16 protein-coding genes are annotated in these 17,308 nt (G+C 56.1%); 4 read left to right on the forward strand and 12 right to left on the reverse strand.

Annotated features, from left to right (window positions below; translation table 11 throughout):
* The first annotated feature begins 64 nt into the window (after positions 1-64).
* Both ettA and BWI95_RS02270 read left to right on the forward strand, forming a co-directional pair.
* The gene (gene ettA, locus BWI95_RS02265; RefSeq protein WP_054802777.1) at positions 65-1,732 is read left to right on the forward strand and encodes an energy-dependent translational throttle protein EttA; all 1,668 of its coding nucleotides are present in this window, start codon (positions 65-67) and stop codon (positions 1,730-1,732) included.
* Positions 1,733-2,050: 318 nt separating this feature from the next.
* Complete coding sequence (locus tag BWI95_RS02270; protein ID WP_076768933.1) at positions 2,051-2,635, forward strand: LuxR C-terminal-related transcriptional regulator; 585 nt, start codon at positions 2,051-2,053, stop codon at positions 2,633-2,635.
* Here the strand turns inward: BWI95_RS02270 and nadR are convergent.
* Genes nadR through serB form a run of 3 tightly spaced genes read right to left on the reverse strand, consistent with a single transcriptional unit; the run spans position 2,585 to position 6,203 of the window.
* Positions 2,585-3,811, reverse strand: a complete 1,227-nt coding sequence (gene nadR / locus BWI95_RS02275; RefSeq protein ID WP_023480307.1) for a multifunctional transcriptional regulator/nicotinamide-nucleotide adenylyltransferase/ribosylnicotinamide kinase NadR — start codon at positions 3,809-3,811, stop codon at positions 2,585-2,587. The two genes, BWI95_RS02270 and nadR, sit on opposite strands and share 51 nt — an antisense overlap.
* Before the next feature lie 29 nt (positions 3,812-3,840).
* Positions 3,841-5,223, reverse strand: a complete 1,383-nt coding sequence (gene radA, locus BWI95_RS02280) for a DNA repair protein RadA (RefSeq protein ID WP_023480209.1) — start codon at positions 5,221-5,223, stop codon at positions 3,841-3,843.
* Between the two features lie 8 nt (positions 5,224-5,231).
* Positions 5,232-6,203: a phosphoserine phosphatase gene (gene serB / locus BWI95_RS02285; RefSeq protein ID WP_076768934.1), complete on the reverse strand. Its 972-nt coding sequence runs from the start codon at positions 6,201-6,203 to the stop codon at positions 5,232-5,234.
* Positions 6,204-6,321: 118 nt separating this feature from the next.
* Between serB and BWI95_RS02290 the strand changes: the two genes are divergently transcribed.
* Together BWI95_RS02290 and lplA are read left to right on the forward strand one after the other, a co-directional pair.
* Positions 6,322-6,966: a YtjB family periplasmic protein gene (locus BWI95_RS02290; protein ID WP_076768935.1), complete on the forward strand. Its 645-nt coding sequence runs from the start codon at positions 6,322-6,324 to the stop codon at positions 6,964-6,966.
* 50 nt (positions 6,967-7,016) lie between these two features.
* On the forward strand, positions 7,017-8,033 hold the full coding sequence (lplA, locus tag BWI95_RS02295; protein WP_054802774.1) for a lipoate--protein ligase LplA: 1,017 nt from the start codon (positions 7,017-7,019) through the stop codon (positions 8,031-8,033).
* Between the two features lie 58 nt (positions 8,034-8,091).
* On the opposite strand, the gene yjjJ is transcribed toward lplA, so the two are convergent.
* From yjjJ to osmY, 9 genes are all read right to left on the reverse strand, one after another.
* Positions 8,092-9,420, reverse strand: a complete 1,329-nt coding sequence (gene yjjJ, locus BWI95_RS02300) for a type II toxin-antitoxin system HipA family toxin YjjJ (protein WP_076768936.1) — start codon at positions 9,418-9,420, stop codon at positions 8,092-8,094.
* A 148-nt stretch (positions 9,421-9,568) separates the two neighbouring features.
* Positions 9,569-10,288: a purine-nucleoside phosphorylase gene (gene deoD, locus BWI95_RS02305; protein WP_023480392.1), complete on the reverse strand. Its 720-nt coding sequence runs from the start codon at positions 10,286-10,288 to the stop codon at positions 9,569-9,571.
* A 58-nt stretch (positions 10,289-10,346) separates the two neighbouring features.
* Positions 10,347-11,570 (reverse strand): phosphopentomutase, encoded by a 1,224-nt coding sequence (deoB, locus tag BWI95_RS02310; protein WP_076768937.1) that lies wholly within the window; start codon positions 11,568-11,570, stop codon positions 10,347-10,349.
* A 51-nt stretch (positions 11,571-11,621) separates the two neighbouring features.
* A complete protein-coding gene (deoA, locus tag BWI95_RS02315; protein ID WP_076768938.1) occupies positions 11,622-12,944 on the reverse strand; it encodes a thymidine phosphorylase in 1,323 nt (440 codons plus the stop codon).
* 86 nt (positions 12,945-13,030) lie between these two features.
* Positions 13,031-13,810 carry a deoxyribose-phosphate aldolase gene (gene deoC, locus BWI95_RS02320; RefSeq protein ID WP_076768939.1) on the reverse strand — a complete coding sequence of 260 codons (780 nt, stop codon included), beginning with the start codon at positions 13,808-13,810 and terminating at the stop codon, positions 13,031-13,033.
* A gap of 249 nt (positions 13,811-14,059) precedes the next feature.
* On the reverse strand, positions 14,060-14,851 hold the full coding sequence (locus BWI95_RS02325) for a TatD family hydrolase (protein ID WP_054802773.1): 792 nt from the start codon (positions 14,849-14,851) through the stop codon (positions 14,060-14,062).
* Positions 14,848-15,918, reverse strand: a complete 1,071-nt coding sequence (locus tag BWI95_RS02330; RefSeq protein ID WP_076768940.1) for a patatin-like phospholipase family protein — start codon at positions 15,916-15,918, stop codon at positions 14,848-14,850. Before BWI95_RS02330 ends, BWI95_RS02325 begins: the two co-directional genes overlap by 4 nt.
* Positions 15,919-16,036: 118 nt before the next feature.
* Positions 16,037-16,198, reverse strand: a complete 162-nt coding sequence (locus BWI95_RS02335) for a DUF1328 domain-containing protein (protein WP_023480205.1) — start codon at positions 16,196-16,198, stop codon at positions 16,037-16,039.
* A gap of 127 nt (positions 16,199-16,325) precedes the next feature.
* The gene (gene osmY, locus BWI95_RS02340) at positions 16,326-16,943 is read right to left on the reverse strand and encodes a molecular chaperone OsmY (RefSeq protein WP_023480446.1); all 618 of its coding nucleotides are present in this window, start codon (positions 16,941-16,943) and stop codon (positions 16,326-16,328) included.
* Positions 16,944-17,308 lie beyond the last annotated feature (365 nt).

The raw sequence follows: 17,308 nt of genomic DNA on the forward strand, positions 1-17,308 counted from the left end.
CGCGCGAAAACGGCTACACTCCGCTGTTAAATGCACTACTCATAACAAAGAGGCGAAGTCCACCGTGGCTCAATTCGTATATACCATGCACCGTGTCGGCAAAGTTGTTCCGCCGAAACGTCATATTCTGAAAAATATCTCCCTCAGTTTCTTCCCCGGCGCAAAGATCGGTGTACTCGGCCTTAACGGTGCCGGTAAATCGACGCTGCTGCGCATCATGGCCGGTATTGATACCGACATCGAAGGGGAAGCGCGCGCGCAACCGGGTATTAAAATCGGTTACCTGCCGCAGGAGCCGCAGCTCAATCCTGAGCAGACGGTTCGTGAATCGGTTGAAGAAGCCCTTTCTGAAGTGGTTAACGCGCTGAAACGTCTGGATGAAGTTTACGCACTCTACGCTGAGCCGGAGGCGGATTTCGACAAGCTCGCCGCTGAGCAGGGCAAGCTGGAAGAGATTATCCAGGCGCACGACGGTCACAACCTGAACGTGCAGCTTGAGCGCGCCGCCGATGCGCTGCGTCTGCCGGAGTGGGATGCGAAAATCGCTAATCTTTCCGGGGGTGAACGCCGCCGCGTCGCGCTGTGCCGTCTGCTGCTGGAAAAGCCGGACATGCTGCTGCTCGACGAACCAACCAACCACCTGGATGCCGAATCCGTTGCCTGGCTGGAACGCTTCCTGCACGACTTCGAAGGTACCGTAGTGGCGATTACCCACGACCGTTACTTCCTCGATAACGTTGCGGGCTGGATCCTGGAGCTTGACCGTGGCGAAGGTATTCCGTGGGAAGGCAACTACTCCTCCTGGCTGGAGCAGAAAGATCAGCGCCTGGCGCAGGAAGCTTCTCAGGAAGCGGCTCGCCGTAAATCCATTGAGAAAGAGCTGGAGTGGGTTCGCCAGGGCGCGAAAGGCCGTCAGTCGAAGGGCAAAGCCCGTCTGGCACGCTTTGAAGAACTTAACAGCACCGAGTACCAGAAACGTAACGAAACCAACGAACTCTTTATTCCGCCAGGCGCGCGCCTGGGCGATAAAGTGGTTGAAGTCAGCAACCTGTGCAAAGCCTACGGCGACCGCCAGCTGATCGATAACCTCTCCTTCTCAGTACCGAAAGGGGCTATTGTCGGCATTATCGGCCCGAACGGCGCTGGTAAATCGACGCTGTTCCGCATGATGTCCGGCCAGGAGCAGCCTGATGCTGGTACGATCACGCTCGGTGAAACGGTGAAACTGGCCTCTGTTGACCAGTTCCGTGACGCGATGGATAACAACAAGACCGTCTGGGAAGAAGTCTCCGGCGGGCTGGATATCATGCGTATCGGCAACACCGAGATGCCAAGCCGCGCCTACGTTGGCCGCTTTAACTTCAAAGGCACCGACCAGGGCAAACGCGTTGGCGAACTCTCCGGTGGTGAGCGTGGTCGTCTGCACCTGGCGAAGCTGCTGCAGGTTGGCGGCAACATGCTGCTGCTCGATGAACCAACCAACGACCTGGATATCGAAACCCTGCGCGCGCTGGAAAACGCCCTGCTGGAGTTCCCGGGCTGCGCGATGGTTATCTCGCATGACCGCTGGTTCCTTGACCGTATCGCCACCCACATTCTGGATTATCAGGATGAGGGTAAAGTGGAGTTCTTCGAAGGTAACTTCACCGAATACGAAGAGTACAAGAAACGCACGCTGGGCGCCGATGCGCTGGAGCCGAAGCGTATCAAGTACAAACGTATTACCAAGTAATAAGCAGAGCGAATGGGGAAACCCATTCGCTTTTTTTTCCGCAAACCCTCAGCAAATTCCTCTTCTTTCCCGCGCTAAAAAAGTATTTTTGTTTTTCTGTTATTCAGGACGAATAAGCTACCTCGTTATATTCGCCATAGAAATAAAATAAAAATAAACTGCATCAGACAATGCTAATCCAAAGCAGAAATAACTGCGCAATGACTATCGGCAGAATATCTGTTTTAGCTTTCGCTAAAAAAGCCGCATCTTGAATAACGCTACACCCAGTCGCTACCATTTTGCTTCCTCGCAACAGGCAGTAAACGGAGCCTTCTCATGCACATCATTACAGACGATCGCTTCCTGGCGTGCGGGCTGCGGGCGCTGTCTGATCAGGGAATCTTCAACCTTGCCGAAGAGGACGTTATCGTCGATTTCGATAATCACTTTCTGATTATTACCACGCTGCCGACGTTAAAAACGATTATGTCTGGCGACCAATCTTTTGAGCATTTTTTATTACAGCCCTTTTTTAAAATCGAAAAGCGCATCGCTATAAAAACGTTGCCGCTTCAGCTGAAATACCGCCCCTGGCGGCAGCGTAAATATACGCCGCCATCACCGCCCCTCACGCGCAAAGAGCGAGCACTGCTGACGTATGTGATGAACAGCGAGTATCAAAACGGGATTTTTGATTATGGCGAGCTGGGCAGCAAAACCCTGAGCACCCACAAATACAATCTGCTGCGCAAAGTGAACCTGCGCTCGATTGCCGCGCTGGCGCAGGTGCATATGCGCTGGAAAACGCTCTCTCATCTGCGCTGTTTCTGGCCGGAGGGCGCATGCGCCAGACCGGCCAGAGAGAGCGCGCTACGCGCCCATCAGCTGTTTTACCAGGTCAACGCACTGCAGGAAGCGTGAGTCGTAATCGGCCTCTTCAACGCGAACATAGTCGATATTGTTCGCTTCCAGCATTGAGACCAGCAGATCCTGAAACTCACGGCGATCGACAGAGCTGCCGAGGCTGCGCAAGCCGTCGTTGATCCACGGCGTGTTATTTTCCAGCAGGATCACCAGATCGAAGCGATATTCATCAATCAGCGCCTGCACAAAGGGGTGCTCGCGCCCCTCATACTTTTTACAGAAGGCCTGCGTGGTGACAAAGTCGGTATCGATAAAGGCAACTTTATTGGCATACTTCACCGCAAAATCAATATATTGCGCATGGCCTAGAGCAATTTTGTCATAGTCGGAATATTGCAGCGCAATCTCATCCCCACCGAGATGGGAGAAGACGTAATCGCGACCAAACTCCCAGGCGCTGGTGGTGTTGAAGATATTGGCAAGCTTGTTCACCAGCGTCGACTTCCCGCTCGACTCACCACCAAGGATCGCCACCGTGCGTACAAAGAAGGGCTTCACTTCCGTCGGAATGTACTCCCAGTAGCGGAACGGGTTTTCACGAATCTGTGAGCCGCTGATGTTCATAAAAGTGCGCTCGGGATCGACCAGCACCGCTTCCGTGCCGAGATGCTGCAAATATTGCGGCGCATCCGCGGCCTCAGAGGTGTAGATCCAGTTCGGCGTAATACCCTTTTCCGCCATAAAGGCTTTGATGCCGTTGCTCCAGACGTCCCAACCGTGAGGATAAGGCTCCATCCCCTCTTCGTTGAACGCATGGATGCGGATATTTTTTTGGTACTTAAAGGTTTGCAGCAGCCAGCGCAAGCGATCGCTTACCGTCGGCTGCTGCGACATCGCGCTCTCTTCAAACAGCGCGCGATCGCGGGTTTCGTCATAACCGAGGATGATATGCAGCTCGTCAACCTGGCTACAGGCGCGCTGGATCAGGTAGATATGGCCGGTGTGCAGCGGATAGAACTTGCCGAACACCACGCCGATATTTTTCTCGCGACGCGGAAAATCCAGCCCGAGGAAACGGTGCAATGCCTCCAGCTTTTGCGCGCTGGGGCTTTTGATTTTGGCATTCAGCAGCTGGCTTAAGTAGCCTTTGGTCATGCCGCTGGCATCCGCGACCTGCTGCAACGTGCAGCCCTTCTGGCGAATGGCGGTTTTTAAGTAGTCGAATGACGACATCGTTGCCTCCTGCAAAAGTGATAAGCCAATTATAAGTCGTCAAAGACGCTTAGCGCATCGGCGAGCTTCTTCACGCCAAAGATCTGCATGCCTTCCGGCGCCTTTTTCGGCACGTTTGCCGCCGGAACAATCGCCCGGCGAAAACCGTGCTTCGCCGCCTCCGAGATACGCTCCTGGCCGCTTGGCACCGGGCGGATCTCACCGGCCAGCCCGACTTCGCCGAACACCACCAAATCCTGCGGCAGCGGGCGATCGCGCAGGCTGGAGACCATCGCCAGCAGCAGCGCTAAGTCGGCGCTGGTTTCCGTCACTTTCACCCCGCCGACCACATTGACAAACACATCCTGGTCCGACATCTGCAAACCGCCGTGGCGGTGCAGGACTGCCAGTAAAATCGCCAGCCGGTTCTGCTCAAGCCCTACCGCCACGCGGCGCGGGTTCGACATCATGGAGTGATCGACCAGTGCCTGGATCTCCACCAGCAGCGGGCGCGTTCCTTCCCAGACCACCATCACCGAACTGCCGGAGGTCACTTCATCCCCACGGCTAAGGAAGATGGCCGACGGGTTGCTCACTTCGCGCAGCCCCTGCTCGGTCATGGCGAAAACGCCCAGTTCATTCACCGCGCCGAAGCGGTTCTTATGGCTGCGCAGCGTGCGGAAGCGGGAGTCGGCATCGCCGTCGAGCAGTACCGAACAGTCAATACAGTGCTCCAGCACTTTCGGCCCCGCCAGCGAACCATCTTTCGTCACGTGGCCGACCATCACAATCGCCACGTCGCGGGTTTTGGCAAAGCGGGTGAGATACGCCGCGGTTTCGCGCACCTGCGCGACGCTGCCGGGCGAGGACTGGATATCCGCCATATGCATCACCTGGATGGAGTCGATCACCATCAGGCGCGGCTTCTCCTCTTCAGCAATCATGCAGATCTGCTCAATGCTGGTCTCGGAGAGCATATTCAGGTTAGTGGTCGGCAGCCCTAAACGGTGGGCACGCATCGCCACCTGCTGCAATGACTCTTCGCCGGTGACATAAAGGGTTTTCATCTGCTCGGCGAGCTTGCAGAGCGTCTGTAACAGCAGCGTCGATTTCCCCGCGCCAGGGTTACCGCCAATCAGAATGGCGCTGCCGGGCACCACGCCGCCGCCGAGGACGCGGTCAAACTCTTTAAAACCGGTGGAGAAACGCGGCAGCGCTTCGAGGCTGATGTCGGAGAGCTTTTGCACCTTCGACACGCCTGCGCTGCCCGCATAGCCGGAGAGGCGCTCGTTGCGCGCAACGGTTGGCGAAGCGGCCACGCGCACTTCGGTAATGGTGTTCCAGGCGTGACAGGCGCTGCATTGCCCCTGCCAGCGCGGATAATCAGCGCCGCACTCATTACAGACAAACGCACGTTTTGGAGCTTTCGCCACATTCACCTCTACTTCTTATTAATACTGCCGGAAAGGATACAAAATACGCCCATCAGGTCGGCGTGACGAATGGTCACTTCCGCCTTCTCATTCACGGTCGGTTTGGCGTGAAACGCGATGCCAAGGCCAGCAGATTTGATCATCGGAAGATCGTTGGCGCCATCGCCAATCGCCACGGTCTGATCCGCGGCGATCTCATACTCTTCCGCCAGCAGCTTCAGCGTTTTCGCTTTGTACTGCGCATCGACGATATCGCCCAGCACCTGGCCGGTAAATTTACCGTCGACGATCTCCAGCTGATTCGCCACCGCTGCCGTCAGATGCAGCTTGTCGCGCAGGTAGTCGGCAAAGAAGGTAAAGCCGCCGGAGGCAATCGCCACTTTCCAGCCGAGGGTTTCCAGTTTTAACACCAGCTGCACCAGACCCGGCATCAGCGGCAGATTTTCGCGCACCTGATGCAGGATAGCAGCATCCGCGCCTTTTAAGGTCGCCACGCGGCTGCGCAGGCTGGCGGTGAAATCGAGTTCACCGCGCATCGCGCGCTCGGTCACTTCAGCAACCTGTTCGCCGGTGCCGGCCAGTTTGGCGATCTCATCAATGCACTCAATCTGGATCGCGGTGGAGTCCATATCCATCACCAGCAGCCCTGGCGAGCGCAGGTGCGGGATTTTACCGAGCGGCGCGACATCCATGCCCTCATCGTGCGCCAGGCGCGTTGCGCGCGGCGTCAGCGAGCCTGCCAGGCGGATCACCTGATACTCATCGACGCTCCAGGCTGAAACAATCACCATCGCGGCACCCAGCTTGCGCTGATAGGTGGTCAGACGCTGCTTATCAAGGCTCCGGCTATAGAGCAACCAGCCGCTGCGACCAGCGTGATAATCCAGAGGCATCACCTCATCACCACTGAGAGAGAGCGGCAATCCCGGCCACTGAGAAACATCATCGGGCAGGTCGCACCAGGTCAGACTGTTAGGCATTAAAGCTCCTGTAAAAACGTTCGCGCCAGAAAGCACCGGAGGGGAAAATAACGCAAGAGGCTACCTTGTAATCAACGCTTCTGGCAACATTAAGCATCAAATTTACAACAGGTGACACATGAGTCGCGCAAAACTTAAATTTCGGCTGCATCGCGCCGTGATTGTCCTTATCTGTCTGGCGCTGTTGGTCGCGCTGATGCAGGGTGCTTCCTGGTTCAGCCAGAAGCATCAGCGCCAGCGAAATCCGCAGTTTGAAGAGCTGGCAAGAACCCTGGCGCGCCAGGTGACGATCAATCTCACCCCGCTGATGCGCACCGAAACACCCGATGAAAAACGCATCGCCGCCATCTTAAGCCCGCTGACGGAAGAGAGCCGCATTCTCGATGCCGGCGTTTATGACGCACAGGGCGACCTGGTGGCGCGCGCTGGTGAAAGTATTGAGGTGCGTGACCGGCTGGCGCTGGATGGCAAAAAGGCGGGTGCCTACTTCAACCAGCAGATTGTCGAGCCGATTCAGGGCAAAAGTGGCCCGCTGGGTTATTTGCGCCTGACGCTGGATACCCACACGCTGGCGACGGAAGCCAAACAGGTAGATAACACCACCAATATTCTGCGTCTGATGCTGCTGCTCTCCCTGGCGATTGGCGTGGTGCTGACGCGTACATTGTTGCAGGGCAAACGCACCCGCTGGCAGCAGTCCCCCTTCCTGCTGACGGCCAATAAAGCGGTGCCGGAAGAGGATGAGCAGGAAAAGCGAGAGTAGCCGCAGCGGCTTCCCGTACGCTCCCTGATTTTTTAGCAAGGATATCGCCTATGTCGACGCTTCGTCTTCTTATCTCCGACTCTTACGATCCGTGGTTTAACCTGGCGGTTGAGGAGTCGATTTTCCGCCAGATGCCCGCCACGCAGCGGGTGCTGTTTCTCTGGCGCAACGCCGATACGGTGGTGATTGGCCGGGCGCAAAATCCGTGGAAGGAGTGCAACACTCGCCGCATGGAAGAGGACAACGTGCGGCTGGCAAGGCGCAGCAGCGGCGGCGGCGCGGTATTCCACGATCTCGGCAATACCTGTTTTACCTTTATGGCAGGCAAGCCGGAGTATGACAAAACCGTCTCCACCACCATTGTGCTCAATGCGCTACAGGCGCTGGGCATTAACGCGGAAGCCTCCGGGCGCAACGACCTGGTGGTCAAAACCGCTGAGGGGGATCGAAAAATCTCCGGCTCAGCCTATCGCGAAACGCCGGATCGCGGCTTTCACCACGGCACCCTGCTGCTCAATGCCGATCTCAGCCGTCTGGCGAACTATCTCAACCCGGATAAGAAGAAGTTGCAGGCCAAAGGCATCACCTCCGTGCGCGGTCGGGTGGCGAATCTGGTCGATCTGCTGCCGGGCATCACCCATGAGCAGATTTGCGCCGCCGTCACCGAGGCCTTCTTTGAGCACTATGGCGAACGTGTCGAGGCAGAGGTTATCTCGCCGGACAAAACGCCAGACCTGCCGAACTTTGCCGAAACCTTTGCCCGCCAGAGCAGCTGGGAGTGGAACTTCGGCCAGGCCCCGGCCTTCAGCCATTTGCTGGATGAGCGTTTTACCTGGGGCGGTGTGGAGCTGCACTTCGATGTCGAAAAGGGGCACATCACTCGCGCGCAGATCTTTACCGACAGCCTGAACCCGGCACCGCTGGAAGCGCTGGCGGCACGTTTGCAAGGCTGCCTCTATCGCGCCGATACGCTGGCGCTGGCGTGCGATGCGCTACTGGTGGATTTCCCGCAGCAGCAACAGGAGCTGCGCGAACTGTCGGCGTGGATCGTGCAGGCCGTGCGATAGAACAATACGCATGATGGCGCTGCGCTTATCAGGTCTGATACGCGTAGCGCCAGAGAGATCACGCCATACGGTCTACGCTTCGGGCTGCCTGCTCAACCTTTCCTCTCATATCCCGTGCAATTCGACGGAAGCCATCGCTAATGCGTATATCATCCGCCACAGCCTGCCAGAACTGGTTTGCCAGCGGGATAGCAACATCCCAGGCCTCCTTCTTCACCTGCGTGTCGACAACCAGATCAACGGCCTCTTGCCGCATCATGCCAGCGGTTGCAGGAGCAAAGGCCATCGGTAACATATCGTAGACCGGGGTCAGTTTCATCGGTGGTGTTGAGAGAAAAAAGGAGAGATTACCAGCATGCATATCACTATTAGCAATCAGCCGCCCAAATGCCCAAATCTGCTCCGTGAGTGTTAACGATTCGGCATCTGTTTGCCGCTGTTTCACTAACTCGGCGACAACTTTTGGCCATGCGCCCGGGGAAGAAACAAATTCACTTTGCAGTGACTCCAGGGAGACAATAGCGCGGCGGCCTTCTGTACCAACACAATCAAAGCGGCGCGTTTCGAGAAACACTTGTCGGTTTTCGCCCATCAACGCAACGGCATGCGTGCTTTCAATTCTGGCGTTCGCCAGGGCAGCAAGCGCGAGGGATTCTGCAATCAATAAATCCCCCCAGCGCACGGCAGCTTCAGTGGTCTGCGGAGCGGTAAACTTAACCAGGCGGTGAGCATATTCCGGACCGGTTTGCGCATAACACATAAATTTTGGCTGTTCACCGCCAGCGGAGGAGCCGATGATTTCTCCTTGAAGCGCCTGGAAAGCCAGCTCGGCATAGCAGTTCAGCTTCTCATCTTCTGTTATTGCCGCAGGTGGAGAAGCCGCGATCCATTTTTGATAGCCAGCCTCGCCAATTAACCAGCCGCCGCTCTGCTCGTTCGCACTCATGGCGAGCGCAAAAAGCACATCTTCTTCCTGCCACAGGCGAATATCTTCCGGGAGTTCAAATTGTTGAGCAATGTTGCGTCCCCACGCTCGCCCTAAAAATCCCTGCGGACGTAAATCGGTCAGGTACCAGGGGATGCCATCAAACCATTGCCAGCTACCGTCCTCCATACTCACCAGACAACTTCCCTGCGGCCAGCAGGGGCGTAATTCTCCCCATTTGCAGGCCCGCCCATTTTCATCAATACGCCACAACGGAAAAAGCTCAATACCGCGAACAGGGCGCAATAAGGCATAACGTGTCGCGCGCGCTTTGCCGAATTGCAGGATATGAGGTTCCGACGCCGTAAGACGTGAAAACGTCGCCTGGCTGATCTTTAAGGTACTGCGCAAATCAGCGGCTGTGCGGGGACCTTGTAATAGTGAATCCGAAAGAAGCGGCATAGTGAATAGATACCTGAATAGATACTTGAATAGATTTATATCACTATTTTTATGATTTGAAAGAGAAAAAAATGAAGATGAAAAAATAAGTGAATAGATAGTGAGGGGTAAAATGCCGGGCAAGCTTACCGCCGCCCGGCAGGCAAAATTACGCGTTGTCGCCCAGCAGGACAGATTCCAGCGCGATTTTGATCATGTCGTTGAACGTAGTTTGACGCTCATCGGAGGTGGTCTGCTCGTGGGTGCGGATATGGTCGGAAACGGTGCAGATAGTCAGCGCTTTCGCACCGAACTCTGCCGCAACGCCATAGATACCCGCCGCTTCCATCTCGACGCCGAGAATGCCGTACTTCTCCATCACGTCGAACATCTCGCCATCCGGGGAGTAGAAGAGATCGGCAGAGAAGAGGTTACCCACGCGCGCGTCGACGCCAAGGTTTTTCGCCGCGTCAACCGCGTTACGCACCATGTCGAAATCCGCGATCGCTGCGAAGTCGTGATCCTTGAAACGCATACGGTTCACTTTGGAGTCGGTGCAGGCACCCATACCGATGACGATGTCACGCAGTTTCACATCCATACGCACGGCACCGCAGGAGCCGACGCGGATGATCTTTTTGACGCCAAAATCGGTGATCAGCTCTTTGGTGTAGATGGAGCAGGAGGGAATACCCATACCGTGACCCATTACAGAGATTTTGCGGCCTTTGTAGGTGCCGGTGTAGCCCAGCATGCCGCGCACGTTGTTTACTTCACGATAATCTTCGAGAAACGTTTCGGCGATGTGCTTTGCGCGCAGCGGGTCGCCCGGCATCAGTACGACGTCCGCGAAATCGCCCATTTCTGCATTGATATGTGGGGTTGCCATCGTTGCTTCCTTTGACTTGTTAGAAAATGGAGGGCGGGAAAGACCCCGCCCAAAAACATCAGAACATGGCTTTGCCATACTCCATATCAGAGACGCCGAAGTAGCGGGCGATCGTCTGACCAATATCAGCGAAGGTCTCGCGGTGTCCCAGCGAGCCTGCTTTTACTTTCGGGCCGTAGATCAGTACCGGAATGTGTTCGCGGGTATGATCGGTGCCTTTCCAGGTCGGATCGCAGCCGTGGTCGGCGGTAAGGATCAGGATATCATCTTCACCCACCAGCTCCATCAGCTCCGGCAGACGGCGGTCAAACAGCTCCAGCCCGCCCGCATAACCGGCGACATCGCGGCGATGGCCCCAGGAGGAGTCAAAATCGACGAAGTTGGTAAAGACGATGGTCTTATCACCCGCTTCTTTCATCTCGGTAATGGTGGCATCAAACAGCGCGTCAAGGCCGGTTGCCTTCACTTTTTTAGTGATACCGCAGTTGGCATAGATATCGGCGATTTTACCGACGGAGACCACCTGCCCATCCTTCTCTTCAACCAGTTTTTGCAGCACCGTCGCGGACGGCGGCTCAACGGCCAGATCGTGACGGTTGCCGGTACGCTGGAAGTTACCCGCTTTGTCGCCCACAAACGGACGCGCGATAACGCGGCCAATGTTGTAGCCGCCTTCGGTCAGCTCTTCACGGGCAATCTCGCACAGCTCATAGAGCTTATCGAGACCAAAGGTCTCTTCGTGGCAGGCAATCTGGAACACCGAGTCGGCAGAGGTATAGAAAATCGGCTTGCCGGTTTTCATATGCTCTTCGCCGAGCTGGTCAAGAATGACCGTCCCGGAGGAGTGGCAGTTGCCGAGATAACCCGGCAGGTTAGCGCGCTCGACCAGCTTATCCAGCAGTTCCTGCGGGAAGCTGTTTTCGGTATCGCTGAAGTAGCCCCAGTCGAAAAGTACTGGTACACCGGCGATTTCCCAGTGGCCTGACGGCGTATCTTTCCCGGAAGAGAGTTCATGCGCCCAGGCATACGCGCCAATAATCTCGGCGTTGCCGTCCATACCGGCAGGAATCGCGCCGGTTGCGCCTTCGTGGGCTTTCGCAAGCCCGAGGCGAGTGAGATTCGGTAGATTAAGCGGACCTTTGCGCCCGGTATCTGCTTCACCTTTCGCACAGGCTTCAGCGATGTGGCCGAGAGTGTCGGAACCCGCGTCGCCGAAGCGATCCGCGTCTTCTGTCGCGCCGATGCCGAAAGAGTCCAGCACCATGATAAATGCACGTTTCATATGTTCTCCGTACCTTGTGCTTTGAAAAAAAGCGATCAGATCAGTATACCGCTATTCAGTTATGCGGCGATAGACCGTCGGTGTCTCTTTTGGTGCGCGGTCGCTCACACTTATTGCCGCTTTCACCACCTGTGCGGCGCTCTGCCAGCTGGCTTCATCTTTGGCGTGAATAATGGCGAGCGGACGTTGGCCGTCAACCTGCTCGCCGAGGCGCACCATGTCGGTTAAGCCAACGCTGTAATCAATGGTATCGGACGCCTGGCGGCGACCACCGCCCAGCGTGACCACCGCCATACCCAGTTCGCGGGTATCCATTGCGCTGACAAACCCTTCATCGTCGGCGTACACCGCTTTGCTCAGGGTTGCCGTCGGTAAATAGCGATCGTAGTGCTCAACAAAATCATGCGGACCTTTCTGCGCGGCGACCATGCGCCCGAAAATCTCGGCCGCTTTACCGTTATCCAGCACCGCCTGCAATTTCGCGCGCGCGTCAGCGTCATCTTTTGCAAGGTTACCGGAGATGAGCATTTCGGCGCTGAGGGCCATTGTCACCTCAAACAGACGCGGATTACGGTATTCGCCCGTCAGGAACTGCACCGCTTCGCGCACTTCCACCGCGTTACCGGCGCTGGAGGCCAGCACCTGATTCATGTCGGTCAGCAGCGCGGTCGTACGCACGCCTGCACCGTTGGCAACGCCCACAATCGCTTCCGCCAGCTGTTCTGAACGCTCATAGGTCGGCATAAACGCCCCGCTGCCCACCTTCACATCCATCACCAGCGCATCAAGCCCTTCCGCCAGTTTTTTGGCGAGGATCGAGGCGGTGATCAGCGGAATGGAGTCAACGGTGGCGGTGATATCGCGGGTGGCGTAGAAGCGCTTATCTGCCGGTGCCAGCGAGTTGGTCTGGCCGATAATCGCCACGCCAACCTCTTTGATGATGTCGCGAAAACGCTGGTCGGAGGGGAAAATATCAAAGCCCGGAATCGCTTCCAGCTTATCGAGCGTGCCGCCCGTATGGCCGAGGCCGCGCCCGGAGATCATCGGGATATAGCCGCCGCAGGCCGCCACCATCGGGCCGAGCATCAACGATGTCACATCGCCAACGCCGCCGGTGGAGTGCTTATCCACCACCGGGCCATTAAGATCGAGGCTTTTCCAGTCAAGCACGGTACCGGAATCACGCATCGCCATAGTCAGCGAGACGCGCTCCGGCATGGTCATATCGTGGAAGAAAATGGTCATCGCCAACGCGGCGATTTGCCCTTCAGAAACGGTGTTATCGCGAATTCCGTTGATAAAGAAACGGATTTCTTCATCACTCAGCGCGATGCCATCGCGTTTTTTACGAATAATTTCTTGAGCGAGAAACAAGGTAACCCCCTGAGGATAGAGAGGGCCGGGCAACGGATTCAGCCCGGCAATATGGCGAATGATGGCGCAGCGCCATCAGGCGATCATCAGTAAGCGCTGCCGCTTTTGCCGTCGCCGTGACCGAGCGCTTTCAGCAGGCTCGCCAGCAGGCTGGACGCGCCAAAGCGGTAGTGACGCGCATCGGCCCAGTCGGTGCCAAACAGCTCATCGGCAATCGCCAGGTACTGCTGCGCATCTTCCGCCGTACGCACGCCGCCCGCCGGTTTAAAACCCACGCTTTTTTCCACGCTCATATCGCGGATCACTTCCAGCATGATGCGCGCGCTCTCAGGCGTGGCGTTGACCGGCACTTTACCGGTGGAAGTTTTAATAAAATCTGCTCCGGCGTTGATGGAGATTTCAGAGGCTTTGCGGATTAATGCTTCCTCTTTCAGCTCACCGGTTTCGATGATCACTTTCAGCAGTACATTCGCCGCCGCACAGGCCTCTTTACACGCTTTCACCAGATCGAAACCGATCTGCTCGTTACCGGCGATCAGCGCGCGGTATGGGAAAACGACGTCCACTTCGTCCGCGCCGTAGGCGATGGCCGCGCGGGTTTCCGCCAGCGCAATCCCGATATCGTCATTACCGTGCGGGAAGTTGGTGACGGTAGCGATGCGGATCTCTGGCGTCCCCTGCTCGTTCAGGGTCTTACGCGCAATCGGGATAAAACGCGGATAGATGCAGATCGCGGCAGTGTTGCCGACCGGGGTTTTCGCCTGATGGCACAGCGCAATGACTTTCTCATTGGTGTCGTCATCATTCAGGGTGGTCAGGTCCATCAGTTTCAGCGCGCGCAGGCTGCTGGCAGTTAAATCAGTCATATTCTCTCCGACGGCATAATGCCGGTTTCAGTTCGGTTTTGTGAGTATTCTAACATTCACTCACAATTACACTTCGACACGCATCACAGTTAGCAAAAAGTTTGCTTACGCTTGCATAACTGCAACGAGACATTGATCAAATTATTCCGGCACGGGTAGAGGGCAACGCGCAAAAGAAGCCGCGGACACCCACGCCATTTGAATGTGAGAATTTTAACACAGGAGAGTGTGCCTGCCGACGAAAAAGCGTTACAGCCGCGAATCAGGCAGAGCGAAGAGCCGTTGGGTATTGTGAAACAGCGCGTTAGCAATCACATCCGGCGCTTCCGGGCGCAGCTCGCAGAGGGTTGCAAATACGTTTGCCGCCCGCTCCGGGCGATTGGGCTGCCCCTGAAAACCGTTGAGCGGCATATCGGGCGCGTCGGTTTCAAGCAGCAGCGAGGCGAGCGGCAGTTGCGCCATCACATCGCGGGTTTTACTGGCGCGCGGATAGGTAATGGTGCCGCCGACGCCGATACAGTAGCCAAGATCGATAAAGCGCTGCGCCTGTTGCAGACTGCCGGCAAAGCCGTGCACCACGCCAGTTCGCGGCAGGTTATGCTTTTTCAGCTGCATCGCCAGCTTGTCATGGGTGCGGCGGGAGTGAAGAAGGACCGGCAAATCATAGCGCTTCGCCATTTTTAGCTGCGCATCAAGCAGTTCCTGCTGGCGCTCAAACTGCGGATTATCGCGATAAAGGTCAAGGCCGATTTCGCCAATGGCGATCACCTTCTCAGGGCGGGTGGCAAGCAGCGCATCCAGTTGCTCGAGGCTCTGCTGCGTATGCTCCTCCACCACAATCGGGTGCAGGCCCAGCGCGGCATAGAGGGCGTGATACTGCTGCGCAAGGTTGCAGACACGGTCAAAATAGCGGGCGGCGATGGCGGGCACAATAATACGCTCAACGCCCGCCTCTGCCGCGCGGGCGATACTGGCTGCTTCATCACCTTTGAAGGGTTCAAAATCGAAATGGCAGTGGGTATCGATAAAGCGAAAACTCACGCGCTGTCCTCGTTATTGAGCGAAATATCATTGGCCTCCGGCGCGGTCACCAGCGGTAGATCAAGCGCGTCGTTCGCCACTTCGGCGGGCGGCACCACGCGCGTTGTAGGCGCAACCACCGGCGTATAGCGCAGCAGCGGCGGCGTCTCGGCCAGCAATTTACCCACCGTTGCCAGGAAGTAGCGCCCGCATAAGCGGCCAATTTTATAATCTTCCCGCAGCGCCGGTAAACGGCTGCCGAGCGCCATGCTTTTTAACAGCTTTGGCGGGTAGATTTCGATGATGCGCAGCTTGCCCGGCGGGGACTCAATAAACTGCTGCGTGGCGAGATAGCTCTTCTCATGATGCTGCACCAGGTTGACCAGCGACTGCAGGCTGCTTTCGCCGAGCCAACGCTCCATACGCTTAAACCACTGCGGCGTGTAATACATCTGCGACGGCACGGTGCGGATCACCACGATGGTGTCGGCCCCGCGACGCGCGGCTTCCTGCACCGGGATTGCGTCGCTGACGCCACCGTCCAGATAGTTGACGCCACTCAGCGCCACGCCGGTGCGATAGAAGCCTGGAATGGCACTTGAGGCGCGGATCAGGTCGAGCCATGTCTGGTGATTAGGTAAAAAATACTCCGCCGAATAATCATCCTGGCGGCAGGCGCACATGTAAAAGGCTTTGCCGGCGTCAAAAGCACGTACGCCATGATCCATTGCCAGTGGCATCTCCGTCGCGGTGGCGTTAACCAGCCAGTCAAGATCGATAAGGTTGCCGCCGCGCACGAAACGCAGCGGATCGAAAAATTCCCGTCGCGTGGTGTAGCGCATAATCACTTTACGCGCGTAACCCGGTTGGTTGCAGACATACGCCGACAGATTCTGCGCGCCGGCAGAGGTACCAAAGAAGAGATCGAAAGGGTTGAAGTCGGCGCGCATAAACTCATCCAGCACGCCCGCGGTAAAGATGCCGCGCTGGCCGCCGCCTTCGCACACCAGTGCCAGACGTCCCGGTCGAAACGGTTTCAGCGCCAGCGGCGCAATATTGCCGAGCGTGATGGGAATATGTTGCCCCACTTCGTTTTCCTTTTAAGCAAATGTCACAACAAAGTAGCGCAATATTTAAGTCCCTGAAACAGCAAAGCCAGTCACGAGGACTGGCTTTAATGTAACCGAAGTTTAAGCGTGTTAAACGCTACGGGCGCCGACGACCCATGAACAGGCTGACCAGGAACAGAACGATACCAACGATGAAGACGATTTTCGCCGCACCAGCTGCTGTACCTGCCAAACCACCAAAGCCCAGAGCGGCGGCAATTAACGCGATAACCAGAAAAATAATGCCCCAACGAAACATAAAACTCTCCTTAACCATAGTTAATGTCGACCGCAAGCGATGGGCTCTCAGATGCCCATCCGCGATGTTTCCTGCTAAGTATCTATCGCGCCCGGACATCGCCAGGCGCGGATTTTTTCACGTACTCTTATTTAACTTTCAGGTCGTTCTTCACGCTTTTCACGCCATCAACTGCTTTGGCGATGCTTTCAGCGCGCTCACTTTGAGCCTTGGACTCTACCGTGCCGGATAACTGAACAACGCCGTCAGTGGTTTCCACTTTCACCATACGGGACGGGACGTTTTCATCGGCCAGCAGCTTCGCTTTGATTTCGCTGGTGGTGGCGGTATCACCCGCGTAACCTTTTGCAGTGCTCTCTTTCGCATCGCGAACGTGCAGTTTGTCGCTTACAGAAGCCACACCTTCTACACCTTTCGCCACGGAAACCGCCTCTTCAGCCTGTTTCTGGCTTTCGACGAAACCGCTCAGGGTTACCACTTTTTTGTCCGTTTTCACGGAGATATCGGTGCTTTTAATGCTTTCATGATCGACCAGTGCTGCTTTCACTTTTGCAGTAATGGTACTGTCGTCCATGAATCCACCGACTTTATTCATAGAGCTATCAATTTTGTCCCCTGCACTGGACGCGGTGCTTTGCGCTTTATCAGTGGTGGTTTCCGCCGCCAGGGCAGAACCCGTGGTCAGAACAGAGCCCAGCGTAATAGCCAGCAGGGTTTTAGAAAGAGTCAGCTTTGTCATAGTCATCGATGTTATTCCTGTATGTTTGCCCACCATTTGGGCTGAAGCAGCAAGAAGCTGCCAACTGCTGCGGTGAAACTCACCGTATCAACGTCAATGGTTGCGATCACATTCCGGCAAATCGCTGCGCTGATGCAGTTGTTAATGTTATCTGGTGATTAGTTGAGTGGATAAAAGACCATTAAACACGCATTGAACAGTACTTTCAGCCACACACCTTGTCATCACTTTGTTAAATATAGATCACTCTCGACAAAGATCCTGTTGGAGTGCGTAAAAAGCGAGCAACAGACAGAAAAAGCGAGGGTTTTAAGAACTTTCCGCAAGAAACGGCAGGGGAGAAAAGAGGCCGGAGCGCAGCGTCTGACGCG

This window comes from Kosakonia cowanii JCM 10956 = DSM 18146 (assembly GCF_001975225.1).
Lineage (GTDB): Bacteria > Pseudomonadota > Gammaproteobacteria > Enterobacterales > Enterobacteriaceae > Kosakonia > Kosakonia cowanii.